We start from the raw sequence: 23282 nt of genomic DNA, 5'->3' as shown, positions 1-23282 counted from the left end.
CATCACGCCTGCCATGAAGTTGGCGATGGCCACTTAGCTCCACTTCTGGCGACCGCTAGAAGTGGGGGGATTACCCTTGAGGATCCAATACTTAGCGCATCGTTTACTTAGCGCATCGTTGGGCCTGTCAAACGAACTGTGTAAACGGTATCTGTCATAGCGCTTGCAGCGATACGTGCTCCTCGCCGAACATCGACGTCCCCGCGATTTTGAGTAGCGCATTGGTTTGGAGTCCAATTCCCTACCCCGAGGAGATTGGACATGACGGCACGAATCCGTACGGCGTTAGCTGAGCGCGGACTCGCTTATGCGCGTAGTCACGGCTTGCACAGAAGCTCTGCCACGCTGGCGAGCACGGATCACAGGCCAAAGCAGTCATGACCCAAGGATGTTCAAAAAAATCGCTATGGTTCGGCCTCTTCGGCTGGTTGGCGCTGTGCTATGCGGTCGCTGGGCTTGGTGCGATGGCATCCATCCAGGCGGCCAGCTTCTACGCAGACCTTGCGCGGCCGGCGTGGGCGCCGCCGGGCTGGTTGTTCGGACCGGTGTGGACAGTGTTGTACGGAATGATGGCGGTGTCGGTCTGGTTAGTGTGGCAGCGCGGCAGCCGGGCCGGGACGCGTCCGACGCTGGGCCTGTTCGTGCTGCAGCTGATGCTCAATGGCTTGTGGAGCTGGCTGTTCTTTGCGTGGCAGTTGGGAGCTTGGGCATTTGCCGACATCGTGGCGCTGTGGCTGGTGTTGGCCGGAACGATCGCCGTGTTCGCCAAGCGGCAGCCACTGGCGGCGTGGTTATTGGTGCCGTATCTGGCGTGGGTGAGCTTCGCAGCGGCGCTCAACTTTTCGGTCTGGCAACTCAATCCTCAGGTGCTTGGCTGATCTTCTGCTGCGCTCGCTGACTTGCACAGTGCGTCGCGGCGATGGCGATCATCTACTGCTGATCCTAAGTGATCTGTTGCTTGGCGTAGTGACACCGGCAGCGATGTGATGCACTCGCGCACAAGCGATCCCTCAGCCGCATCGCATTAGCCAAGTCGTACGACTGCACCAATCCATGCTCGAAACCTGCGCAGCGCCACCCACTGAGGCCGCTCCAAAAGTTTCCATAGCAATCAATCGCTTGCGAGCGCGTCGCTTAAATCCCTGAGCCGCAAGGTTTTCTGTTCTGTTTGCCGAGCACGTGCGCCTGCCCATTCACGCAGCGCTTGACAGGCCTCGCCCCGGTGATGTCTTTTGCACACATGCCTAATGCTTTCGCCACCGCTTCGCTTACCTGTCAGCCGCAGCTGGGGCCGGGTGCGGGCGTGGCCGGCATTAGCACCACCATTACCACCGTCACCATTCGCCCGGTGCGGCCCGTCGTCTTCGCGTAACTTCCGAAAACAACGGCCCCGCACCCGGATCAGGATGCGGGGGCTTTCCTCCCTCATCTGATGCGGACGGGGCCTCCCTAACGAGGTCTGTCGATGTCATCGCCTGTTGTTTTGCTCGAACCCGCTGCTGTTGCCGCATCTTCCGCACGCACCGTCGTGCACAAATTCGGCGGCACGTCGGTGGCCGATGCCGAGCGCTACCGGCATGTGGCGCAGCTGTTGCTGGCACGCGACGAGTCGGTGCAGGTCACCGTGGTGTCGGCGATGAAGGGGGTGACCGATGCCTTGATCGCGCTGGCCGAACTGGCCGCGCAGAACCGCCCCGAATGGCGCGAGCGCTGGCATGAGACGCGGGCGCGCCATCGCGGTGCGGCGGTGGCCCTGCTGGGCGAGCATTCCGGGCCGACCGTCGAATGGCTGGACGAGCGCTTCGAGCATCTGTCGCAAATCCTTGGCGCGCTGTCGGTGATCGGTGAGTTGCCGCGCGAGGTGCTCGACCGCGTGCAAGGCCTGGGCGAGGTGTATTCGGCGCAGTTGCTGGGCGACCATTTCCGTGCGCTTGGCGAGGATTGCGCGGTGCTGGATGCGCGCGATGTGCTGGTGGTCAACCGTGGCGAACTTGGTGTCGATGTGGACTGGGACACCAGCGCGCAGCGCCTTGCCACCTGGCGCCAGGCGCATCCGCAGACGCGCGTGGTGGTCACCGGGTTTGTGGCGCGCGACCGCGCCGACCGCATCACCACGTTGGGGCGCAACGGCAGCGATTATTCCGGCGCGATCTTCGCGGCCTTGTTCGATGCCGATGAGCTGCATATCTGGACCGACGTGGACGGCGTGCTCTCGGCCGATCCGCGCGTGGTGCCCGAAGCGGTGCAGCTGGAAACGCTGAGCTACGACGAGGCCTGCGAGCTGGCCTATTTCGGCGCCAAGGTGGTGCACCCGCAGACGATGTCGCCCGCGATCGAGCGCGGCTTGCCGATCATCATCCGCAACACCTTCCAGCCCGAACATCCGGGTACGCGCATCACCGCCAGCAGCGCGGTGAGCGGGCCGATCAAGGGGCTGACACTGAGCCCCGACCTGGCCGTGCTCAACCTGGAAGGCACCGGCCTGATCGGCGTGCCGGGTACCGCCGAGCGGGTGTTCGCGGCGCTGCGCACGGCGCAGGTGTCGGTGGTGATGATCTCGCAAGGTTCTTCCGAGCATTCGATCTGTTGCGTGGTCAAGCAGCATGAATCCGAGCGTGCACGCAATGCCTTGCTGCAGGCCTTTGCGCATGAGCTCACGGTCGGTCAGGTGCAGCGTGTGCAGCTGACCACCGGCATCAGTGTGCTCGCTGCAGTGGGCGATGGCATGGCCGGGCAGCCGGGTGTGGCGGCGCGGCTGTTCGAGTCGCTGGGGCGTGCGCAGGTCAATATCCTGGCGATCGCACAGGGTTCGTCGGAGCGCAACATCTCGATAGCCATCGACGCGGCACATGCGACCAAGGCCTTGCGCGCGGCGCATGCCGGCTTCTGGCTGTCGCCGCAGACGTTCTCGGTGGGCGTGATTGGCCCGGGTAACGTGGGCGCGGCGTTGCTGGATCAGTTGCGCATTGCGCAGCCGCAGTTGCTGGGCAAGGCCAACCTGGATCTGCGCCTGCGCGCGGTGGTCTCGCGTGGCCGCATGCTGCTGGACGAGCGCGGCCTGGTCGGCAACTGGCGCGATGCTTTCGCCTCTGCAGCCACCGCGACCGATCTGGAGCGTTTCACCACGCATCTGTTGTCCGCGCATCTGCCGCATACGGTGATCATCGATTGCAGCGGCAGCGCGGAAGTGGCCGATCGCTATGCGGACTGGTTGGCTGCCGGCATCCATGTGGTGACGCCGAACAAACAGGCCGGCTCCGGCCCGTTGCAGCGGTATCAGGCCATCCGTGCTGCGGCCGATGCCAGCGGCGCGCGCTTTCGTTACGAAGCGACCGTGGGCGCCGGCTTGCCGGTGATCACCACGCTGCGCGATCTGGTCGATACCGGCGATGCGGTGACCTCGATCGAGGGCATCTTCTCCGGCACGCTTGCCTGGCTGTTCAACAAATACGACGGCAGCGTGCCGTTCGCCGAACTGGTGACGCAGGCGCGCGGCATGGGCTATACCGAACCGGATCCGCGCGACGATCTGTCCGGCGTGGACGTCGCGCGCAAGCTGGTGATCCTGGCGCGCGAAGCCGGGCGCGAGATCAGCCTGGAGGATGTGCAGGTCGAAAGCCTGGTGCCCGAAGCACTGCGCCAAGCCAGCGTCGGAGATTTCATGGCGCGCCTGCATGAGGTGGATGCGACGTTTGCGCAGCGCCTGGCCGATGCACGTGCACGCGGCAATGTGCTGCGCTATGTCGCGCAGCTGCCGCCGGATCGCGCGCCCAGCGTGGGCCTGGTCGAGTTGCCGGCCGATCACGCCTTCGCCAATCTGCGTCTGACCGACAACGTGGTGCAGTTCACCACGCGTCGTTATTGCGAGAATCCGTTGGTGGTGCAGGGGCCCGGTGCGGGCCCGGAAGTCACCGCGGCCGGCGTGTTTGCCGATCTGCTGCGGGTGGCGGCGGGCGAGGGGGCACGCTTGTGAACCAGGCGGTTGCAGACCAGGCCACGCAGATGCAACAGGTGGCGATTGCTGCGCGCGAGCTGGGCCAGGCACGCGCCTTCGCACCGGCCTCGGTGGCGAATGTGGCGGTGGGATTCGATCTGCTCGGCTATCCGATCGACGGCGTCGGCGACACCGTCACGGTGCGGCGCATCGATGCGCCGCTGGTGCGCATCGCCGCCATCCGCGGCACCACCGTGGCCTTGCCGCTGGATGCCGCGCGCAACACCGCGGGTGCGGCCTTGATGTCGTTGCGCGCGGCGCTGGCGCTGCCGTTCGGTTTCGAGATCGAGATCGACAAAGGCATCGCGCTGAGTTCGGGGATGGGCGGTTCGGCAGCGTCATGCGTGGCGGCGTTGGTTGCCGCCAACGCGTTGCTGGATGTGCCGCTGTGCAACGAGCAGCTGTATCAGCACGCACTCGATGGCGAGGCTGTGGCCAGCGGCAGCCGCCACGGCGACAATCTTGGCCCGTTGTTTTTAGGCGGCCTGGTGCTGTGCACGCTGGAGCGTCTGGTGCCGATCAACGTGCCGGCGGCGTGGCATAGCCTGCTTGTGCATCCGGATGCGGTGCTGGAAACGCGGCGCGCGCGCGAAGCCCTGGCCGGCGACTATCAGCTGCGCGAGTTCGTCGCGCAGAGTACCAACCTGGCCCTGGTGCTGGCCGGTTGCCATGCCGGTGATGCCGATTTGGTGCGTGCGGGCCTGCGCGATGTGCTGATCGAACCGCGCCGCGCGCCGTTGATCGCCGGATTCGCCGCTGCCAAGCAGGCCGCGCTGGATCACGATGCACTGGGTGCCAGCATCTCCGGCGCCGGCCCCAGTGTGTTCGCCTGGTTCGCATCGCGCGCGGCCGCCGACGCTGCCGCCGCATCGGTGAAGGCCGCCTTCGCAGACGTTGGCCTGGATAGCCAGCACTGGGTGTCCCCGATCGCCAGCCCGGCCGCGCGGTTACTCGCATGAGTCGGCGCGCGCATGCGGTACTCGACCAATCACGCTTGCAGTGCACGCACGCCGCGCAACCTGCGACGCAACATTCAACCGACCACGACCTCGCTGATCTGCATCACCGGCGCCAGATCGGTGTAGTTGGGAATGTCGCCCAGGATTTCCTGTGCATGTGGCCCGAAGCCGGCGTTGAAGGCCTCCACCGAGTCGCAGAAAATGTCGCACATGCCGATGTAGGCCGGGGGGCTGCCCGGCTCGCCGCCGCTGATGCCCTTGTCCACCGTGTAGCGCAGGCAGGCCGCGCCCATCCGCGCGCTCACCAGCGGCATATGCGCGTCGCGGTAGTAGGCATGGTCGAAGCGGGCGCCTTCGCGGTACGGGTACATCACGCTGACCTTGATCATCTGCCGGCTCCACTGGAAGGTGCGCGCAGCATAGCGCCGCGCCGCTCCTGCCGGGCGCCCCTGCGGCGCAGCGCGGCCATGCCGCAGTGTCCGGTCTTTTCATTCACGGGCAACGTCCCGTCTTCGCCTTGTCTGGAGTCGTCATCATGAACTTCCTTTCCACCCGTGGCGGCGCACCCGTCGCAAGCCTGAGCCAGGCGATTGCCGCCGGCCTGGCGCCTGATGGCGGCCTGTACGTACCGCAGACCCTGCCGCCGGCACGCACGCTGACGGCCGGCACCACGCTGGCCGACACCGCCGCCACGTTGCTGCAGCCGTTCTTCGACGACGATGCGCTGGCGGCCGAGCTGCCGGCCATCTGTGCCGAAGCGTTCGACTTCCCGGCGCCGCTGGTGGCCCTGGGCACGCCCGGCGATTACGCGCTAGAGCTGTTCCATGGCCCGACCGCCGCGTTCAAGGACTTCGGTGCACGCTTTCTTGCGGCCTGCCTGACCCGCCTGCGCCGTGCCGAAGACCGGCCGCTCACCATCCTGGTCGCCACTTCCGGCGACACCGGCGCTGCGGTGGCGGCGGCCTTCTATCGCCAGCCGGGCCTGCGCGTGGTGGTGCTGTATCCGGATGGCCGCGTGTCGCCGCGCCAGGCGCATCAGCTGGGCTGCTTCGGCGACAACATCCAGGCCTTGCGCGTGGCCGGCACGTTCGACGATTGCCAGGCGATGGTCAAGCAGGCCTTGAACGATGCCGCGCTGCAGGCGCAGCTACCGCTGAGTTCGGCCAACAGCATCAGCCTGGGCCGTTTGCTGCCGCAGATGAGCTATTACGCGCATGCCGCCCTGCAGCACCATGCCGGCACAGGTGCCGCGCTGAACCTGGTGGTGCCCACCGGCAACCTGGGCAACGGGTTGGCGGCGATCCTGGCGCGTGCGCTCGGCGTGCCGCTGGGCCGTATCGCGCTGGCCTCCAATGCCAATCATGTAGTGCCGGATTATTTTGCCGGCGACGATTACGCGCCGCAGCCCAGCGTGGCGACGCTGGCCAATGCGATGGACGTGGGCGCGCCGAGCAACTTCGAACGGCTGCGCTGGCTCTACGACGGCGACGATGCCGCGTTGCGCGAGGCCTTCCGTGCGCTTTCGGTGGACGATGCGGCAATCCGCCAGACCGTGCAGCAGCGCTTTGCCCGCTATGGCGAAGTGCATTGCCCGCATACCGCCACCGCCGTGCATGTGCTGGAGCAGCTGCGGGCGGAAGGGGCCGAAGGCGGCACCGGCGACTGGGCGGTGGCGGCCACCGCGCATCCGGCCAAGTTCGAAGGCGTGGTCGAGCCCCTGATCGGGCGCGAGGTGGCCGTGCCGCCGGCGCTGGCCGCGCTGCTGCAGCGACCCGCGCATGCCGAAACGCTGGCGCCGGACTATGCCGCGTTCCGGCAGCGCCTGCTTGCGGATGCGGCCTGACCGAACGTGTTCAGGGTATTGGGGTTGGAAAGTGCCGCCCATGGGGCTATTTCTAGCGGGTGCGGCCCCAGCGTGGCGCCGCGTCCGATGTGGGTTGGTGCATGTCTTATCGAGTGATCGCCGTTGCCGCCGCGTTGTGCGGGTGGGCAGCGGCTGGAGCGGCCAGCGCGGCCGATGTCATGTCTGCCTCGCCGTTGCCGGCGCTGGGCGCACCGCGTATTGGTCTGGTCGATGCATTGGCGCGGCAGGCGCCATCGCTGGATCGCCAGGTGCTGGCGCTGGCGGCCGAAGCCTTGCAATGCGCGCGGCAGCGCCAGCAGGTGGGCACCGAGCGCGTGCTCAGCGTCATCGACTACAGCCGGCCGTCGACCGAGCGCCGGCTGTGGGTGTTCGATCTGCAGCGGCAGCGGCTGCTGTTCCAGGAATGGGTGGCGCACGGGCGCAATACCGGCAATAACCTGGCGGCCAAGTTCTCCAACGACGACGGTAGTTTCCAGTCCAGCCTGGGCGCGTTCACCGCGCAGGAGTCGTATACAGGCCACAACGGCTATTCGTTACGGCTCAAGGGCCTGGAGCCCGGGTTCAACGACCATGCACGCGACCGCGCGATCGTGATCCATGGTGCGCCCTACGTCAGCGAGGCGGTGATCCGCACACAGGGCCGGCTCGGCCGCAGCCTGGGCTGCCCGGCGGTGCGTCCGGCGGTGGCCAAGCAATTGATCGATACCTTGCGTGAAGGCGCCTTCGTGTTCGCATACTACCCGGACCGGGCCTGGCTGCGGCAATCGCGACTGCTGGGCGGCGGATGTGGTGCGTCGGTGGCGAGCGCCAATGTGGGTGGGCGCTGATCGGGCCGGCGTGCAGCCCATGACTGCGCCAGCCGTCTGAAGAACGCGCGTCAATCGAACCGATGATGGATCTTCCGAGTAGCGTGTCGCACGCAACACGCACCGGCCACGCCTAGGCTGTATCGCCCGCCAGGCTGCGCAGCGCCGCGTAATCCAGGATCTGCACCAGATGCAGCTGCGGCAGCGCGATCAGCTGCTGTTGCCGCAGCTTGGTGAAGGTGCGGCTCACCGTTTCCACGGTCAGCCCGAGATGGTCGGCGATATCGCTGCGGCTCATCGGCAGGGCGACGGTGTCGCCGGTCGCGCCGGGCTGGGTGGAGCGGGCCGCCAGGCGCAGCAGGAAATGCGCCAGCCGTTCGCTGGGTTGCAGGCGCGCCAGCAGCAGGCCGGTGTCCTGTGCGGCGGCCAGTTCCATGCTGGCGCGCTGCAGCAGCTTGCGTTCCAGCTGCGGGTAGCGCTCGCGCAACTGGCGCATCTGTGCCATCGGCGTGCGGCAGACCCGGCTGTCGATGATGGCTTCGATATCGTGGCGGTGCTGCGGCGTTTCGGTCAGCCCCACGTAATCGCCCGGCAGCACGAAGCCGGTGACCTGGCGGCGGCCGTCGGCCAGCGTGCGCACCATGCGCAGCGCACCGGAGGTCAGCGTGTAGACGTGATGGCGGGTGTCGCCGGCGCGCACCAGGGTGCTGCCGGGCGCGTAGGACTGGGCGCTGGTGGCCTGGTCGAGCGCGTTCATTTCCTGCGGCGACAGCGCCGCGCAGATGGCCCGGCCGCGGACCGCACACTGTGCGCAGTCGGAACCGCGCGCATCGCTGCGCGCGGCCGCGCCGGGCGCCGGGCAGGTCGTGCTGGGGTCTGGAAGCTGCCGGTACATGAGTCACGCACTGCTGGAATGCGTGTGAATGATACGCCATGCGGTCAGCGCGGCCGGCAGCCGGTAGAATTGCGCGTTCGCCACATTGCCCTGCAGGAGTTTCGCTCGTGATCAAGCCCCGTACGCCGCCCGGCATCATGGAATTGCTGCCGCGCGAGCAGATCGCGTTCCAGCGCATGCTGGACGTCATCCGCCGCAACTACGAGCGGTTCGGGTTCCTTCCGGTCGAAACTCCGGTATTCGAGCTGTCCGATGTGTTGCTGACCAAGTCCGGTGGCGAGACCGAGCGCCAGGTGTATTTCGTGCAGTCCACTGGTGCGCTGGCCAATGCCGCTGCCGCGGCAGACGAAGGCGGCGAGGGTGGCTTGCCCGAGCTGGCGCTGCGCTTCGACCTGACCGTGCCGCTGGCACGCTACGTGGCCGAGCACGAGCACGACCTGAGCTTCCCGTTCCGTCGCTATCAGATGCAGCGCGTGTATCGCGGCGAGCGTGCCCAGCGCGGGCGCTTCCGCGAGTTCTACCAGTGCGACATCGACGTGATCGGCAAGGATGCGTTGAGCATCCGCTACGACGCCGAAGTGCTGGCGGTGATCCACGCGGTGTTCGCCGAGCTGGGTATCGGCGCGTTCAAGGTGCAGTTGAACAACCGCAAGCTGCTGCGCGGTTTCTTCGAACGCCTGGGCGTGGCCGAGGGCGAGCTGCAACTGGCGGTGTTGCGCGAGGTCGACAAGATCGACAAGCGCGGCGCCGACTACGTGCGCGATACGCTGGTGGGCGAAGGCTTCGGCATTGCCGCCGAGCAGGTCGACAAAATCCTGGCCTTCGTGGCGGTGCGCTCGAACGGGCATGCCGATGCGCTGGCGCAGCTGCAGGCGCTGGAGGCCTCGGTCGCTGCAAGCGCGACCCTGGGCGAGGGCATCGCCGAACTGCGCGAGGTACTCGAGCTGGTCAAGGCGCTGGGCGTGCCGGAGAGCGCGTACTGCCTGAACTTCTCGATCGCGCGCGGGCTGGACTACTACACCGGCACCGTCTACGAGACCACGCTGACCGACCACCCGCAGATCGGCTCGATCTGCTCGGGCGGCCGCTATGAAAGCCTGGCCAGCCACTACACCAAGTCCAAATTGCCCGGCGTGGGCATCTCGATCGGCCTGACCCGGCTGTTCTGGCAGCTGCGTGAGGCTGGCCTGATCCAGGGCATCGCCGAGAGCAGCGTGCACGCGATGGTGGCGCTGATGGACGAGTCACGCCTGGACGACGCGCTGGATATCGCGCGCCGGCTGCGCATCGGCGGCATCAATACCGAAGTGCAGATGGAGCCGAAGAAGATCGGCAAGCAGTTCCAGTACGCCGCGCGCGCAGGCATCCGCTTCGTGGTGCTGGCCGGCGACGACGAGCTGGCGCGCGGGGTGGTGGCGGTCAAGGACCTGGTGCGCGAGCAGCAGTTCGAGGTGGCCCGCGACGAGCTGGCCAGCACCTTGCTGGTGGAGCTGGAGCAGGCCAGGGCGATGCTGGTGGCCGGTAACGCGACCGGCGATTGACGCCTTCGGAAGCAGTGCGACGGCGCCGCCAGGTTGGTAAGACGGGTAGCGGCGCTCACGCCTGCCGAAGCATGCACAGGCCCACTGGCACCTCGGTGTCGGTGGGTTTGTCGTTTCTGGTCCGCCGCACGGTCCGGGACTTCTCTGAACGCTTCGCCCGTCGGACTTGTCCCGCAGCCTGTGTTTGCGTTAATGTACTAACACGCTATTACATTAACGCAATGAAACAACGACCTGCCCCCCGCGAAAGTGCCGACGCCGCCGCTTCCCTCAAAATGCTGGCTGATGCGCTGGCGTGCCTGAAGGAGCCTGGCGCGGTCGAGGCTTTCCTGCGCGACCTGTGCACGCCTGCCGAGCTGGAGGCAATGTCCGACCGCTGGCGGGTGGTGCCGTTGCTGATCAAGGGCGTGCCGTACCGCGAAATCCACGAGCTGACCCAGGTCAGCGTGACCACCATCGGGCGCGTTGCGCGCACCCTGGAACATGGTGCCGGCGGCTATGCCGAGGCCCTGCGCGAGCAATCCTCGCGCCCTGACGAATCCCACTGAGAGAACAAGATGAGTGCTTCCACGGCAGCACCGGCACGTGACCGGTTGCGTATCGCCATCCAGAAGAGCGGCCGCTTGGCCGAACCGGCGCGCAGCCTGCTGGCGGCTTGCGGGCTGAGCTGGCGGCAGAGCCGCGACAAGCTGTTTTGCTACGGTGAATCGCTGCCGGTGGACCTGCTGCTGGTGCGCGACGACGACATCCCCGGCCTGATCGCCGATGGCGTCTGCGATCTGGGCATCGTCGGCCAGAACGAACTCGAAGAGCAGGCATCCGAGCGCCGCCGCAATGGCCTGCCGGACGCGTATCACGCGGTGCGCGGGGTCGGTTTCGGCCAGTGCCGGTTGATGCTCGCGGTGCCGGAAGAGTGGGACTGGCAGGGCGTGGCGCAACTGGCCGGCAAGCGGATCGCCACCAGCTACCCGTCAATCCTGGCCGACTGGCTGGAGCGCCAGGGCATCGACGCGGCGGTGGTGGAGCTGTCCGGTTCGGTGGAGATCGCCCCGCGCCTGGGCACCGCCGATCTGATCTGCGATCTGGTTTCCAGCGGCGCCACCCTGGCCGCCAACCAGCTCAAGCCGGTCGAGCTGGTGATGGAGAGCGAAGCGGTGCTGGCCGGTGCGGTGCGCGAGCCGGCCGACGCACGCGCCGCGCTGCTGGCGATGCTGCTGCGGCGCATGGATGGCGTGCTCAAATTGCGTGACAGCAAGCTGCTGATGTTCCGCGCCGAGCATGACGCCGTGGATGCGCTGCGCCGCCTGCTGCCCGATGCCGAGCCGCTGGTGCAGCTGCCCGACGATGGTAACGGCGCGTTGCGCCTGCAGACCATGTGCCATGGCGCGGTGACCTGGCAACGCTTGGAAGAACTCGAACGCGCAGGTGCGCAAGGTCTGATGGTGTTGACGGTGGAGCGCTCACTGGCATGAATATTCTCGATTGGTCGCAGCTGGACACCGCTGCGCGGACCCAGGCATTGACCCGCCCGGTGCAGACCGTGGCCACGCAGACGCGCGAGGCGGTCGCCGCATTGATTGCCGATGTGCGCGCACGCGGCGATGCCGCCTTGCGCGAGATCACCGCGCGTTTCGATGGCGTGGCGCTGGACAGCTTCGCCGTGAGCGATGCCGAATTTGCCGCCGCCGAAGCGGCCGTGGCGCCGGAACTGCGCCAGGCCATGCAGGACGCGGTGGCGCGCATCGACACCTTCCATCGCGCGGGCATGAGCGAAGGCTATGCAGTGGAGACCGCGCCAGGCGTGGTCTGCGAAAAGATCGTGCGGCCGATCGGCCGGGTCGGCCTGTACGTGCCGGCCGGCAGTGCGCCGTTGCCGTCGACTGCGTTGATGCTCGGGGTTCCCGCGCGTCTGGCCGGCTGCCGCGAGGTGGTGCTGTGCACGCCGCCGCGCAAGGACGGCAGCGTGGATCCGGCGGTGCTGGTCGCCGCGCAACTGACCGGCGTGCGCCGTGTGTTCAAGCTCGGCGGTGCGCAGGCGATTGCGGCAATGGCGTACGGCACCGATTCGGTTCCGGGTTGCGACAAGTTGTTCGGCCCGGGCAACAGCTTCGTCACCGAGGCCAAGCAGCAGGTGGCGCAGTCCGGCGCCGCGGCCATCGACATGCCGGCCGGTCCGTCCGAAGTGCTGGTGATCGCCGATGCCGGTGCGCAGCCGGCCTTCGTTGCCGCCGATCTGCTGTCGCAGGCCGAGCACGGCCCGGATTCGCAGGTGCTGCTGCTGTCCGACAGCGAGACGCTGATCGCGGCGGTGCGGGTGGAACTCGACACCCAGTTGGCGCAGCTGTCGCGTGCCGATATCGCCCGTCAGGCGCTGGCGCAGTCGCGGTTGATCAAGGTGCAGACGCTGGACGAGGCATTTGCCATCAGCAACCGTTATGCGCCCGAGCATCTGATTCTCGCGCTGCGCGAACCGCGTGCGTGGCTGGGCCAGGTCGAAGCGGCCGGCTCGGTGTTTCTCGGCGATTACACGCCCGAAGCGCTGGGCGATTACTGCAGCGGCACCAACCATGTGTTGCCGACCAGCGGCGCGGCGCGCGCCTACAGCGGCGTAAGCGTGGCCAGCTTCCAGAACATGGTCAGCGTGCAGGCGGCCAGCAAGGCCGGCATCGACGGCATCGGTGCATGCGCGCTGATTCTGGCGCGCGCCGAAGGCCTGGATGCGCACGCCAATGCAGTGGCATTGCGCATGGGAGTGGCAGCATGAGCACGTCATCGATTCTGGAACTGGTACGCGAGGACCTGCGTGCGTTCGCCGGCTATTCGTCTGCACGCACCAGCGCCGTGCAGGGCGATGTGTGGCTCAACGCCAACGAGTCGGCCTGGGGCAATCCGGCCGACCCGGGCGCGAGCACGCGGCGGTATCCGGATCCGCAACCCAAGGGCTTGCGCAGCGCACTGGCGACGCTGTACGGCTGCACGCCCGAGCAGCTGTTGATCGGCCGCGGCAGCGACGAGGCAATCGACCTGCTGGTGCGTGGCCTGTGCGCACCCGGGCGCGATGCGGTGGTGGTGACGCCGCCGGTGTTCGGCATGTACGCGGTATGCGCACGCTTGCAGAACGCGCCGTTGGTCGAAGTGCCGCTGGTGGATGGACCGGACGGTTTCCACGCGGATATCCCGGCGATCGTCGAAGCAGCGCTGAGCTCGCAGGCCAAGCTGGTGTTCCTGTGTTCGCCGTCCAACCCGGCCGGCTCGGCGATTTCCCTGGACGACATCGAAACCGCGGTGCAGGCCCTGCAGGGCAAGGCGCTGGTGGTGGTCGACGAAGCCTATGGCGAATTCTCCAACGTGCCGTCGGCAGTGGACCTGCTTGCGCGTTACGACAATCTGGCGGTGTTGCGCACGCTGTCCAAGGCGCATGCGCTGGCAGCGGCGCGCATCGGCAGCCTGATCGCCAACGCCGAGTTGATCGCCTTGCTGCGTCGCTGCCAGGCGCCGTATCCGGTGCCGACGCCGTGCGCGGCAATGGCCGAACAGGCCTTGTCGGCGCCGGCGCTGGAGGTCACACGCCAGCGCATCGCCGAGGTGCGCAGCGAGCGCACACGCGTGCACACCGCGCTCGAGCAGCTGGCCGGCGTGCGCCAGGTGTATCCCTCGCAGGGCAACTTCTTGCTGGTGCGCTTCGACGATGCCGAAGCGGCATTCCAGGCGCTGCTGGAGGCTGGTGTGGTGGTGCGCGACCAACGCGCGGTTGCGCAGCTGTCCGACGCGCTGCGCATCACCCTGGGCACGCCCGAACAGAACGCGCGCGTGCTGAGCGCGCTGCAACGCAAGCAGGAGGCCGCCGCATGACCCCGATTCTCTTCGTCGACCGCGACGGCACGTTGATCACCGAGCCGGCCGACTACCAGATCGACGCCTACGAAAAACTGCGCCTGGTCGACAACGTGATTCCGGCGATGCTCAAGCTGCGCGACGCCGGCTATCAGTTCGTCATCGTCAGCAACCAGGATGGCTTGGGCAGCGAGAGCTATCCGCGGGCGTCCTTCGATGGCCCGAACAACCTGATGCTGCAGATCTTCGCCAGCCAGGGCATCGTGTTCCGCGAGGTGTTGATCGACTGCAGCTGGCCGGCTGACAACGCGCCCACGCGCAAACCCGGGGTCGGCCTGATGGTGCCTTACCTGCAGGACCGCACGATCGACTGGGCACGCTCGGCAATGGTGGGCGATCGGATCACCGACATCCAGTTCGCGCAGAACCTCAATATCCGTGGCTTCCAGCTGCGCACCGACGAGTTTGGTGGCGAGTGGGACTGGCCCGGCATCGCACACGAGCTGGCCGATGCGCCAAGGCGTGCGGTGGTTCAACGCAACACCAAGGAAACCAAAATCCGCGTCGAACTGGATCTGGACCGTGCGGCCGAGCCGAAGACCGCCACCGGCCTGCCGTTCTTCGACCATATGCTGGAACAGATCGGCAAACACGGCGGCTTTGCGCTGGACATCCGCGCCGAAGGCGACCTGCACATCGACGAGCACCACACCATCGAAGACACCGGTCTGGCGCTGGGCCAGGCCTTGCGCGAAGCGCTGGGCGACAAGCGCGGCATCGGCCGTTACGGCTTCGATCCCGACGACAGCCCGTGGCGCGTGGCCGGCGCCACCGCGCAGCATGGCTTTACGCTGCCGATGGACGAAACCATCGCCAGTGCCGCGCTGGATTTCAGTGGCCGGCCGTACTTCGTGTTCGAAGGCGAGTTCAAGCGCGAGCGCGTGGGCGACATGCCGACCGAGCTGGTGCCGCATTTCTTCCGCTCGATCTGCGATGCCTCCGGTTTGAACCTGCACCTGAGCGTGCGCGGGGAGAACGATCACCACAAGGTCGAAGCCTGCTTCAAGGCCCTGGCGCGTGCGCTGCGTCAGGCGATCCGCCGCGAAGGCACCGCGTTGCCCACCACCAAGGGTGCGCTATGACCGATCTCGCGTTGATCGATGCCGGTGGCGCCAACCTGGGCTCGGTGCGCTACGCATTGGAGCGGCTGGGCGTGGAAGCGCGCGTGGTGCGCGATGCAGAAGGCTTGCAGGGAGCAGACCGCGTGATACTGCCCGGCGTCGGCGCCGCGCCCGAGGCGATGTCGCGCCTGCGCGCACAGGGCCTGGTGGAACCGTTGCGACAACTGCAGGTGCCGCTGATCGGCATCTGCCTGGGAATGCAGTTGCTGTTCGAGCATTCCGAAGAGGGCGATGTCGATTGCCTGGGCTTGCTGCCGGGCGTCGTGCGGCACATGACGCCTGCGCTCGGCATTCGCGTACCGCATATGGGCTGGAACCAGCTGGTGCCGATGCGCGAATCTGCGTTGCTGGCCGGCCTGCCGGAGCGTGCCAGTGCGTATTTCGTGCATGGTTATGCCGCGCCGGTGACGGCCGACACCGTGGCCGCCTGCGATCACGGCGGTCTGTTCACGGCGGTGGTGCAGCAAGGCCTGCGCTGCGGCGCGCAGTTCCACCCCGAGCGTTCGGCCGAGACCGGTGCACGCATCCTGCGCAATTTTCTTGAGATGAGCTTCCCATGAGTTTCACCGTTTACCCGGCGCTGGATATCCGCAACGGCCGCGTGGTGCGCCTGCTGCAGGGCGACTACGCACGCGAGACGCAGTACGGCGACGATGTGCTGCCCCGCGCGCAGGCGTTTGCCGATGCCGGCGCGCAGTGGATGCATCTGGTCGATCTGGATGCGGCAAAGGCCGGCGGTTATACGCTGGCGAGCACGCTCGGCGAGATCGCCCGTGCCACCGGCTTGCAGGTGCAGACCGGCGGTGGCGTGCGCTCACGCGAGGACGTGGCGCGCATCCTCGATGCCGGCGCCGCGCGCGTGGTGATCGGCTCGTTGGCGGTGCGCCAGGCTGATACCGTCATCGGCTGGCTGCAGGAATTCGGTGCCGACCGGCTGACCATCGCGCTGGACACGCGCCAGGACGCCGACGGCGTATGGCAGTTGCCGGTGCATGGCTGGACCGAAGCGGCCGAGGCCACGTTGGATCAGCTGGCCGTGCGTTACGCGCAGGCCGGCCTGCAACATCTGCTGTGCACCGACATTGCGCGCGATGGCATGCTGTCCGGCCCGAACATGGATTTGTACGCGCACCTTCGCACGCTGGCGCCGCAGTTGCAGGTGCAGGTGTCCGGTGGCGCGCGCAACCTGGACGATGTCGTTGCCGCCAAGGCCGCAGGCTGCGCCGGCATCGTGCTCGGCAAGGCCTTGCTGGAAGGGCATCTGGTACTGAAGGAGGCACTGGCATGTTGAGCCGCCGCATCATTCCCTGCCTGGACGTGCGCGACGGACGCGTGGTCAAGGGCGTCAAGTTCCGCGACCACATCGACATGGGCGACATCGTCGAACTGGCGTTGCGCTACCGCGACCAGGGCGCAGACGAGCTGGTGTTCTACGACATCGGTGCCAGCCCGGAAGGGCGCTCGGTCGACTACACCTGGGTCGAGCGGGTGGCGCGGCTGATCGATATCCCGTTCTGCGTGGCCGGCGGCATCCGCGATGTGGAAACTGCGCGCGCGGTACTGCATGCCGGTGCCGACAAGATTTCGATCAACTCGCCGGCGCTCGGCAGGCCGCAGTTGATCTCCGAGCTGGCCGATGCCTTCGGCGTGCAATGCGTGGTGGTCGGCGTCGACTCGATTCGTGAGGACGATGGGCAGTGGAGGGTGCGCCGCTACACCGGCGATCCGAGCAAGACCCAGGCCTTGCCGATGCGCACGCTGGAGTGGGTGGCCGAAGCGCAGCGTCTGGGCGCCGGCGAGATCGTGCTTAACTGCATGGACAACGATGGCGTGCGGCGTGGCTACGACATCGCGCAGCTGCGCCAGGTACGCGCGCTCTGCCACGTGCCGTTGATCGCCTCCGGCGGTGCAGGGCAGATGCAGCATTTTGCCGATGTATTCGACCAGGCCGATGTCGATGGCGCACTGGCGGCAAGCGTGTTTCATAGCGGCGCGATTCCGATCCCGGAACTCAAGCAATTCCTGCGCGCGCAACAGATCGAGGTACGTGATGGGCAGTAACGACAACGAGACGGCAGTGGGCGACGCGCTCGCCGCGCTGGACTGGAGCAAGGGCGATGGCTTGTTGCCGGTGGTCGTGCAGGACGCCGACAACTTGCGCGTGCTGATGCTGGGCTACATGAATGCCGAAGCGCTGGCGGTCACCCAGCAACGTGGCGAAGTCACCTTCTTCAGCCGCAGCAAGCAGCGTTTGTGGACCAAGGGCGAGAGCTCGGGCAATGTGTTGCGCGTGGTGTCGATCCAGACCGATTGCGATGCCGACACGCTGCTGGTGCAGGCGCGCCCGCATGGGCCGACCTGCCATCTTGGTCGCACCAGTTGCTTCCCGAGCGCGCCAGGCCAGTTCCTCGGCAGTCTGGATGCCTTGATCGCCGCGCGCGAGCAGGAGCGCCCGCACGGCAGCTACACCACCAAGCTGTTCGAGCAGGGCATCCGCCGCATCGCGCAGAAGGTGGGCGAGGAGGGCGTGGAAACCGCGCTGGCCGGCGTGGTGCAGGGCGATGCCGAGTTGCTCGGCGAGTCGGCCGACCTGCTCTACCACCTGATCGTGCTGTTGCGCGCGCGCGGCCTGGGCTTGGCCGATGCGGTGGCGCTGCTGGAGTCGCGGCACCAATAGCATCACCCCGTAGGAGCGCACCCGGGCGCGACGGGCTTTACCGGTAATGCCACGTCGCGCCCGGGTGCGCTCCTACGATGAGGGGGGGCGTGCTGTGCGCTTGGCCGTGGCAGGTACAATTTCCGCTGGTCTTTGCGCGGGAAAACGCATGCAGCTTCGCTTCGCTCTGTTGGCTTTGGGTGTGCTCGCGGGGAGCGCGCACGCACGTGACGCCATCGTCGATGGCATCGTCTACGAAGAACGCGATGGACGTGCCGGACGCAGCGCCGATGAGCCGGGCATTGGCGACGTGACCGTCTCCAACGGCGAGCAGCTGGTGCGCACCGACGCACAAGGCCGCTACCGCCTGCCGGTACGCGACGGGCAGACAGTGTTCGTGATCAAACCGGGCGATCGCAGCTTTGTGCCAAGCGCGGACGGACTGCCGGGTTTCTGGCGGCACTACGCACCCACGGGATCGGCCAAGCGCAAGTACCCAGGCATCGCCGCCACCGGGCGCACCACCCGGCACTGGGATTTCGCGCTGACCCCGCGCGCCAGCGCCGGCAAGGATGGGTTCCAGATGCTGGTGTTCGCCGACAGCCAGACCGCCAGCCTGACCGACGTGGGGTATTACCAGCGCGATATCGTCGCGCCGATCGTCGGCAAGACCCCGGCCCGGCTGGGCACCACGCTGGGCGATATCGTCAGCGACGATCTGAGCCTGTACCCGGCCCTGAACAAGGTCACCACCCAGCTGGGCGTGCCGTGGTTCCATGTGCCGGGCAATCACGATCTCAACTTCGACGCGGGCGACGATGTGCAGTCGCTGGACAGCTGGCGTGCTGTCTACGGCCCGGACACCTACGCGGTGGAAGAGGCCAACGCCAGCTTCGTGTTCCTGGACGATGTGATCTATACGCCAGGCGGCAAACCGGCCTATGTCGGCGGCCTGCGTGAGGACCAGTTCGCGTTCCTGCAGGCCTATCTGGCGCAGCTGCCGCGCGAGCGGCTGCTGGTGCTGGGCATGCATATTCCGTTGTTCGACGCGGCGCCGGGGCAGGAGACCTTCCGGCATGCCGATCGCCGCCGCCTGTTCGCCTTGCTGAAGGATTTCCCGCATGTGCTGGTGCTGAGCGCGCATAGCCATACCCAGCGACAGGTCGATCACGGCGCCGACGAAGGTTGGCAGGGCGCCCGCCCGCTGCACGAATACAACGTCGGCGCGGCCTGCGGTGCGTTCTGGTCCGGTGCCAAGGATGCCGACGGCATTCCCGACGCGACGATGAGCGACGGCACGCCGAACGGCTACGCGGTGCTGCAGGTCGCACCCGGCGGCGACTACACGTTGGCCTATCACGTCGCCCGCGCGGCCGATGACCCGCAACTGCTGCTGCACGCGCCCAAGGTGCTGCGCCAGGGCGCGTATGCGGCCTGGGGGATCTACGCCAATGTGTTCATGGGCCAGGACGACACCCTCGTCGAGATGCGCATCGACAATGGCGCATGGCAGCCGATGAAGCGGGTGGAGCGCGCCGATCCGCGCCTGCTGGCAGAGAACGTGCGCGACGATGCGGCCGAGCAATTGCGCGGCTACGACCGCTCGCCCGAGGCCACGCCGTCCACGCACCTGTGGCGTGGCGCATTGCCGACCACGCTGGAGGTGGGCGAACACACCGTGCACGTGCGCGCGTCGCTGCCGACCGGTCAGTACAGTGCAGGCACGGTGTATCGCCTGGAGCATGCCGATCCTTGAAGGGCAGGGCTGCGCGGGGGATGGGTGTATGTGTAGGGGCCCTTCGCGCATGAATGCGCTCCTACAACAGCGTTGTGGGATTTGCGTGGTGTGGTGGATGCGCCGCTGAATTCCTGACGGCAGAAACACAAACGCCTCCACGAGGGAGGCGTTTTGGGATCCGGGCTGGCAGGCGATGGCGCGCTGGCGGGGATCAATGCTGGCTGGCGTGAGCTGGCTGGCCGGGCGAGTGTAGCGAGGCCGTGCAAGCGCTGACGAAATGAGAATTAGTCTCAGCGCGTGACAGTGATCAGGGTGTCGGTGTCAGTGTCGGCGGCACGGGCACGGGCAGCGGGTTGCGCGGGCGGGTGGGAGCGGCCGGCGCTTTGGCGTTGGTCGGGCTGTGCAGTGGCTGCGTATCGGAATCGCTTTCTGGAACGAGGTCTTGCCCGTCATCCGGCACAGCATCCAGCGGCGGATACGGATAGGCCACCGCCGGGCCTGCATGCAGGCCTGCACGCCAGAGTGCCAGCACCGGCGCGATGCGCCTGCCGAGCGATTGCTGCGGCAACGACGGCAATTCGCCGTCCTGTTTCTCGCGCGCAGTAATCGCCGTTTTGGCGATGGCGAACGCCGCCAACGGGTCGTCGCTGCGGTTCATCGCATCGATCAGCCAGGCCTGGCCGAAGTAGGTCGCATTGGAGGTGTTGCCGCAGCCGAACGAGGGCCTGTCAGCACGCGCAGCAGTAAGGATCAGCGTGTCCGGCGAACGCAGCGCCGGAATGAAGCCGCCCGAGTAGCACGCCGACAGCACGATGATGCGATTGCCGATACCGGCATCGTCCAGCGCCTGGCGCAGATCCTGCGGACTGATGAAGTCCTCTTCGTTCTGGTCCACCTGTACATACAGCGTGTGGTCTTCGGTGCCATGGGTGGTGACGAACAACAGCAGCGCGTCTTCCTTGCGATCCATGCGCTTGCCGACCGCCGCAAGCGTGTCGTAGAGGTTGTCGTAGGTCGCCAACGGTGCATACGGCTGCTCGCCCAGATTGTCCGGGTTGTTGACCAGCGCCACCACGCGGCCGCGCGCATCGAAGCGCTGTTCGAACAGCTGCTTGAGGTAGAGCGTCTCGTTGCGAAACACATCGTCGCTGGCATCGCCGGCGAAGCCGACCACATACAGATCGGTCACGCCGGGACGCTGCGGCTGCAGCGCGTTCAACGCCTGCGCGAGCGCCGCGTGGTCGACCGGATCGACCTCCTCCTTGCCTGCCGCCGCCTGCTTGGGTAGTGCGGCACCGGCATCGGGATGACAACCGGCCATCAAGGCCACGATGAGGATCAGCAAGGAGAGTCGCCGCAGCAGGGCGTTCGGTCCGAAGGGGGAATGCAGCGACATGACAAACGCCGAGGTCTGGGAGGACGGGTGGAGCGCCTGGGCGCAGTGGTCGCAACGCAGACCATGACGTTGCACGACGTCCATCGATCCGCTTCAAGCACATCTTGCAGAACACGTTGCGTGCAGCAGGCCTGCCAAGTCTCGCCACTGCGCATCGGCAAGGTCGGCTGACCCATGCCTGCAACAGCGCCGCAAGCCTGCCGTCAGGCAGGTGCGGACGGCGCGCTTGAACCGCAATGCATCAGTAGCGCATGCAACGCCGAGTAAAAACTGCGCTCACCTGAGGATGAGCGCAGCAGCTTGCCGACCGCGCCTACAGCGCCAGCTCGGTAAAACTCTCCACGCGCTGGTGGCTGCCGATCTCGTCCGCCGAACGTGGGGTGGGGTAGTCCTCCAGACGGTCCAGTAGCGCGGTGCGCATGCCGGCACGCTTGGCGGCGTCCAGCTCTTCGATCACATCCGACAGGAACAGTATCTCGCCCGGCGGCACGCCGATGCGTTCGGCGATGCGGCGGTAGCTGGCGCTCTCGCGCTTGGGGCCGACTTCGGTATCGAACCAGTCGCTGATCAGGCCGCTCAGATCGCCGGCGTCGCTGTGCGCGAAGAACAGCTTCTGCGCCGGCACCGAGCCGGACGAATACACGTACAGCGGAATGCCGGCCGCATTCCAGGCCTGCAGCTGGATCGCCGCATCGGCATAGATGTGCGCGGTGAAATCGGCGGTCTTGTAGCCGTCGCTCCAGATCATCCCCTGCAGCGCCTTGAGTGCGGTGTGCTTGCGATCCTCGTCGATCCAGGTCTGCAGGGTGCTGACCAGCACCTCGTCCGGCACATCCTCGCCGATTTCGTCGGCCACCTGGTTGAGCCAGTGCCGCACCTGTGGATGGCCGCCGTGCTCGCGCACATAGGCCGGCATGGCGCGGCGCGCATACGGAAACAACACGTCCTTGACGAACGAGATGCTGCTGGTCGTACCTTCGATATCGGTGAGGATCGCTTGCGGTCGTGTCATCGTCAGCTGGCCTTGTGAGGTTTCTCGGGGGCGTAGCGGGGGAATTGTTGGGCGATTTCGGTGCCGGTGAAGTGGCCGACCCAGCCATCGGGCTCCGTGAAGAAGCGGATCGCCACGAAGTGCGGCTCCGGCCCCATGTCGAACCAGTGCAGGGTGCTGTCGGGCACGGCGATCAGGTCATCCTTCACGCATTCAATCTCGTAGACCTTGTCGTCCACGTGCAGCGTGAACAGGCCCGAGCCGGCGACGAAGAAACGCACCTCGTCTTCCTTGTGGAAGTGCTCGTCGAGGAACTTGGCGCGCATTTCCTCGCGCTTGGGGTTGTCCGGCGCGATGCTGACCACGTCCACGGTCTTGAAGCCGCGCTCGGCACTGATGCGGTCGATGTCGACGCGATAAGCCTCCATGACCTGCTCGGGCGTGGCGCCGGGCTCGACCGGCTGGCTGGCATGCCAGCGCTCGAAGGTCACGCCGATCTTGGTCAGCTCGGCGGCGATGGCATCGCCGTCGCGGCTGTCGAATTCCGGGATGCTGGGATTGGTGTCGGCGAAGATACGCAGTCGGCTCATGGCGATCTGGCTCACAAGGGAAGGGGAGGTGGCGAGGACTCAGCGCGGGCCGCGCAGCTTCAGCAGCTCGAGTTCGCAATGCAGCAGGAATTCGAAGGCCTCCAGGTGACGGCGTGCCTCGGCCATGTTGCGGCCCCAGGCATACAGACCGTGTCCTTCGATGAGATACCCCCACAGACTCTGTTTGTCCAGCAAGGCCTCCACCTGCACGGCCAGCACCTGCATGTCCTGCGTATTGGCGAATACCGGCACGTCCACTGCCGTTTCATGGGTGGTGTTGCCTTCGAAGGCTTTCAATAGCTCATAGCCTTCCAGCCGGATCACGCCGGCACCGGCATACAGCCGCGAGGCGATGGTCTGCACCGGCGAATGGGTGTGCAGCACGCAGCCAATCTCCGGGAAGCGGCGATACAGCTGGGTGTGCAGTAGTGTCTCCGCGGACGGGCGCAACGGCCGGCCGACGGCCAGGCCATCGAAGTCCACCACCATGATGTCTTCCTCGACCAGGCGGCCCTTGTCGCGGCCGGACACGGTGATCGCGGCGTGCTGTTCGTCCAGGCGATGGGAGAAGTTGCTGCTGGTAGCCGGCGTCCAGCCGGCCTGGGCCAGCTCGCGGATGTTGCCGATCAGCAGTTGCGCCAGCTCGTGCAGACGCGCGGCGCTATAGGGCAGGGGGGCAGTGGTCGCATTCATGGACCTATTCTACTGCCCCGCCGGATTACGGTCAGGTGCAGCGCAGCAGGGTTTGTTGCTGCCACGCCTGGGTCGCGAATGGCTGACAGAAGATGAAGCGCGCGCATCAGGCGGTGAACGCAACGGTTTTGTTAGCCGCCTCTT

Annotated in this window: 22 protein-coding genes; 16 read left to right on the top strand and 6 right to left on the bottom strand. The window is 66.7% G+C overall.

The window, feature by feature from the left end; all coding sequences use genetic code 11:
- Window positions 1–377: 377 nt before the first annotated feature.
- The 3 genes from LL972_RS16095 (at window position 378) to LL972_RS16085 (ending at window position 4953) form a co-directional block, all read left to right on the top strand.
- Window positions 378–878: a TspO/MBR family protein gene (locus LL972_RS16095; protein ID WP_228328444.1), complete on the top strand. Its 501-nt coding sequence runs from the start codon at window positions 378–380 to the stop codon at window positions 876–878.
- A gap of 587 nt (window positions 879–1465) precedes the next feature.
- A complete protein-coding gene (gene thrA, locus LL972_RS16090; protein ID WP_228328443.1) occupies window positions 1466–3973 on the top strand; it encodes a bifunctional aspartate kinase/homoserine dehydrogenase I in 2508 nt (835 codons plus the stop codon).
- Window positions 3974–4002: 29 nt separating this feature from the next.
- Window positions 4003–4953, top strand: coding sequence for a homoserine kinase (locus tag LL972_RS16085; RefSeq protein WP_228328447.1), 951 nt, complete (start codon window positions 4003–4005; stop codon window positions 4951–4953).
- A 74-nt stretch (window positions 4954–5027) separates the two neighbouring features.
- On the opposite strand, the gene LL972_RS16080 is transcribed toward LL972_RS16085, so the two are convergent.
- Window positions 5028–5342 (bottom strand): EthD family reductase, encoded by a 315-nt coding sequence (locus LL972_RS16080; protein ID WP_228328442.1) that lies wholly within the window; start codon window positions 5340–5342, stop codon window positions 5028–5030.
- Between the two features lie 143 nt (window positions 5343–5485).
- Here LL972_RS16080 and thrC point away from each other — a divergent pair, with 143 nt between their 5' ends.
- Both thrC and LL972_RS16070 read left to right on the top strand, forming a co-directional pair.
- Window positions 5486–6796, top strand: a complete 1311-nt coding sequence (gene thrC / locus LL972_RS16075) for a threonine synthase (RefSeq protein ID WP_228328446.1) — start codon at window positions 5486–5488, stop codon at window positions 6794–6796.
- A gap of 101 nt (window positions 6797–6897) precedes the next feature.
- Entirely contained in the window at window positions 6898–7644 is a 747-nt protein-coding gene (locus tag LL972_RS16070) for a murein L,D-transpeptidase catalytic domain family protein (protein WP_228328441.1), read from the top strand.
- Window positions 7645–7756: 112 nt separating this feature from the next.
- On the opposite strand, the gene LL972_RS16065 is transcribed toward LL972_RS16070, so the two are convergent.
- Window positions 7757–8380, bottom strand: a complete 624-nt coding sequence (locus LL972_RS16065; RefSeq protein ID WP_228328440.1) for a Crp/Fnr family transcriptional regulator — start codon at window positions 8378–8380, stop codon at window positions 7757–7759.
- A gap of 245 nt (window positions 8381–8625) precedes the next feature.
- On the opposite strand from LL972_RS16065, the gene hisS reads away from it, so the two are divergent.
- The 11 genes from hisS to LL972_RS16010 all read left to right on the top strand — a co-directional run bounded on the left by hisS (window position 8626) and on the right by LL972_RS16010 (window position 19486).
- The gene (gene hisS / locus LL972_RS16060) at window positions 8626–10059 is read left to right on the top strand and encodes a histidine--tRNA ligase (RefSeq protein ID WP_228328439.1); all 1434 of its coding nucleotides are present in this window, start codon (window positions 8626–8628) and stop codon (window positions 10057–10059) included.
- A 221-nt stretch (window positions 10060–10280) separates the two neighbouring features.
- Complete coding sequence (locus LL972_RS16055; protein ID WP_228328438.1) at window positions 10281–10607, top strand: YerC/YecD family TrpR-related protein; 327 nt, start codon at window positions 10281–10283, stop codon at window positions 10605–10607.
- 9 nt (window positions 10608–10616) lie between these two features.
- On the top strand, window positions 10617–11531 hold the full coding sequence (gene hisG / locus LL972_RS16050; protein ID WP_228328437.1) for an ATP phosphoribosyltransferase: 915 nt from the start codon (window positions 10617–10619) through the stop codon (window positions 11529–11531).
- Window positions 11528–12823, top strand: a complete 1296-nt coding sequence (gene hisD, locus LL972_RS16045) for a histidinol dehydrogenase (protein ID WP_228328436.1) — start codon at window positions 11528–11530, stop codon at window positions 12821–12823. The genes hisG and hisD overlap by 4 nt, the downstream gene beginning before the upstream one ends.
- A complete protein-coding gene (gene hisC, locus LL972_RS16040) occupies window positions 12820–13911 on the top strand; it encodes a histidinol-phosphate transaminase (protein ID WP_228328435.1) in 1092 nt (363 codons plus the stop codon). Before hisD ends, hisC begins: the two co-directional genes overlap by 4 nt.
- Window positions 13908–15035 (top strand): bifunctional histidinol-phosphatase/imidazoleglycerol-phosphate dehydratase HisB, encoded by a 1128-nt coding sequence (hisB, locus tag LL972_RS16035; RefSeq protein WP_228328434.1) that lies wholly within the window; start codon window positions 13908–13910, stop codon window positions 15033–15035. The genes hisC and hisB overlap by 4 nt, the downstream gene beginning before the upstream one ends.
- The gene (gene hisH, locus LL972_RS16030; RefSeq protein ID WP_228328433.1) at window positions 15032–15634 is read left to right on the top strand and encodes an imidazole glycerol phosphate synthase subunit HisH; all 603 of its coding nucleotides are present in this window, start codon (window positions 15032–15034) and stop codon (window positions 15632–15634) included. The genes hisB and hisH overlap by 4 nt, the downstream gene beginning before the upstream one ends.
- Entirely contained in the window at window positions 15631–16365 is a 735-nt protein-coding gene (gene hisA / locus LL972_RS16025; protein ID WP_228328432.1) for a 1-(5-phosphoribosyl)-5-[(5-phosphoribosylamino)methylideneamino]imidazole-4-carboxamide isomerase, read from the top strand. The genes hisH and hisA overlap by 4 nt, the downstream gene beginning before the upstream one ends.
- Window positions 16359–17135, top strand: coding sequence for an imidazole glycerol phosphate synthase subunit HisF (gene hisF, locus LL972_RS16020; RefSeq protein ID WP_228328431.1), 777 nt, complete (start codon window positions 16359–16361; stop codon window positions 17133–17135). Before hisA ends, hisF begins: the two co-directional genes overlap by 7 nt.
- On the top strand, window positions 17125–17751 hold the full coding sequence (hisIE, locus tag LL972_RS16015) for a bifunctional phosphoribosyl-AMP cyclohydrolase/phosphoribosyl-ATP diphosphatase HisIE (RefSeq protein ID WP_228328430.1): 627 nt from the start codon (window positions 17125–17127) through the stop codon (window positions 17749–17751). Before hisF ends, hisIE begins: the two co-directional genes overlap by 11 nt.
- 148 nt (window positions 17752–17899) lie before the next feature.
- Complete coding sequence (locus tag LL972_RS16010; protein ID WP_228328429.1) at window positions 17900–19486, top strand: calcineurin-like phosphoesterase C-terminal domain-containing protein; 1587 nt, start codon at window positions 17900–17902, stop codon at window positions 19484–19486.
- Window positions 19487–19775: 289 nt separating this feature from the next.
- On the opposite strand, the gene LL972_RS16005 is transcribed toward LL972_RS16010, so the two are convergent.
- The 4 genes from LL972_RS16005 to LL972_RS15990 form a co-directional block, all read right to left on the bottom strand.
- Entirely contained in the window at window positions 19776–20864 is a 1089-nt protein-coding gene (locus LL972_RS16005) for a C13 family peptidase (RefSeq protein WP_228328428.1), read from the bottom strand.
- A 313-nt stretch (window positions 20865–21177) separates the two neighbouring features.
- The gene (gene mtnC / locus LL972_RS16000; protein WP_228328427.1) at window positions 21178–21876 is read right to left on the bottom strand and encodes an acireductone synthase; all 699 of its coding nucleotides are present in this window, start codon (window positions 21874–21876) and stop codon (window positions 21178–21180) included.
- A gap of 2 nt (window positions 21877–21878) precedes the next feature.
- A complete protein-coding gene (locus LL972_RS15995; RefSeq protein ID WP_228328426.1) occupies window positions 21879–22445 on the bottom strand; it encodes a 1,2-dihydroxy-3-keto-5-methylthiopentene dioxygenase in 567 nt (188 codons plus the stop codon).
- A gap of 39 nt (window positions 22446–22484) precedes the next feature.
- Window positions 22485–23138: a methylthioribulose 1-phosphate dehydratase gene (locus tag LL972_RS15990; protein ID WP_228328425.1), complete on the bottom strand. Its 654-nt coding sequence runs from the start codon at window positions 23136–23138 to the stop codon at window positions 22485–22487.
- Window positions 23139–23282 lie beyond the last annotated feature (144 nt).

This window comes from Xanthomonas campestris pv. asclepiadis (assembly GCF_020784175.1).
In the GTDB taxonomy this organism is placed as follows: domain Bacteria; phylum Pseudomonadota; class Gammaproteobacteria; order Xanthomonadales; family Xanthomonadaceae; genus Xanthomonas; species Xanthomonas campestris_D.
Note: the sequence above shows the minus strand (reverse complement) of the source record. Positions and strands in the feature narration are given on the sequence as shown.

Coding starts and splice junctions, on each gene's coding strand:
- LL972_RS16095 (WP_228328444.1), top strand. CDS start 378: ATGACCCAAGGATGTTCAAAAAAATCGCTATGGTTCGGCCTCTTCGGC.
- thrA (WP_228328443.1), top strand. CDS start 1,466: ATGTCATCGCCTGTTGTTTTGCTCGAACCCGCTGCTGTTGCCGCATCT.
- LL972_RS16085 (WP_228328447.1), top strand. CDS start 4,003: ATGCAACAGGTGGCGATTGCTGCGCGCGAGCTGGGCCAGGCACGCGCC.
- LL972_RS16080 (WP_228328442.1), bottom strand. CDS start 5,342: ATGATCAAGGTCAGCGTGATGTACCCGTACCGCGAAGGCGCCCGCTTC.
- LL972_RS16070 (WP_228328441.1), top strand. CDS start 6,898: ATGTCTTATCGAGTGATCGCCGTTGCCGCCGCGTTGTGCGGGTGGGCA.
- LL972_RS16065 (WP_228328440.1), bottom strand. CDS start 8,380: ATGAACGCGCTCGACCAGGCCACCAGCGCCCAGTCCTACGCGCCCGGC.
- LL972_RS16055 (WP_228328438.1), top strand. CDS start 10,281: ATGAAACAACGACCTGCCCCCCGCGAAAGTGCCGACGCCGCCGCTTCC.
- hisG (WP_228328437.1), top strand. CDS start 10,617: ATGAGTGCTTCCACGGCAGCACCGGCACGTGACCGGTTGCGTATCGCC.
- hisD (WP_228328436.1), top strand. CDS start 11,528: ATGAATATTCTCGATTGGTCGCAGCTGGACACCGCTGCGCGGACCCAG.
- hisC (WP_228328435.1), top strand. CDS start 12,820: ATGAGCACGTCATCGATTCTGGAACTGGTACGCGAGGACCTGCGTGCG.
- hisB (WP_228328434.1), top strand. CDS start 13,908: ATGACCCCGATTCTCTTCGTCGACCGCGACGGCACGTTGATCACCGAG.
- hisH (WP_228328433.1), top strand. CDS start 15,032: ATGACCGATCTCGCGTTGATCGATGCCGGTGGCGCCAACCTGGGCTCG.
- hisA (WP_228328432.1), top strand. CDS start 15,631: ATGAGTTTCACCGTTTACCCGGCGCTGGATATCCGCAACGGCCGCGTG.
- hisF (WP_228328431.1), top strand. CDS start 16,359: ATGTTGAGCCGCCGCATCATTCCCTGCCTGGACGTGCGCGACGGACGC.
- hisIE (WP_228328430.1), top strand. CDS start 17,125: ATGGGCAGTAACGACAACGAGACGGCAGTGGGCGACGCGCTCGCCGCG.
- LL972_RS16010 (WP_228328429.1), top strand. CDS start 17,900: ATGCAGCTTCGCTTCGCTCTGTTGGCTTTGGGTGTGCTCGCGGGGAGC.
- LL972_RS16005 (WP_228328428.1), bottom strand. CDS start 20,864: ATGTCGCTGCATTCCCCCTTCGGACCGAACGCCCTGCTGCGGCGACTC.
- mtnC (WP_228328427.1), bottom strand. CDS start 21,876: ATGACACGACCGCAAGCGATCCTCACCGATATCGAAGGTACGACCAGC.
- LL972_RS15995 (WP_228328426.1), bottom strand. CDS start 22,445: ATGAGCCGACTGCGTATCTTCGCCGACACCAATCCCAGCATCCCGGAA.
- LL972_RS15990 (WP_228328425.1), bottom strand. CDS start 23,138: ATGAATGCGACCACTGCCCCCCTGCCCTATAGCGCCGCGCGTCTGCAC.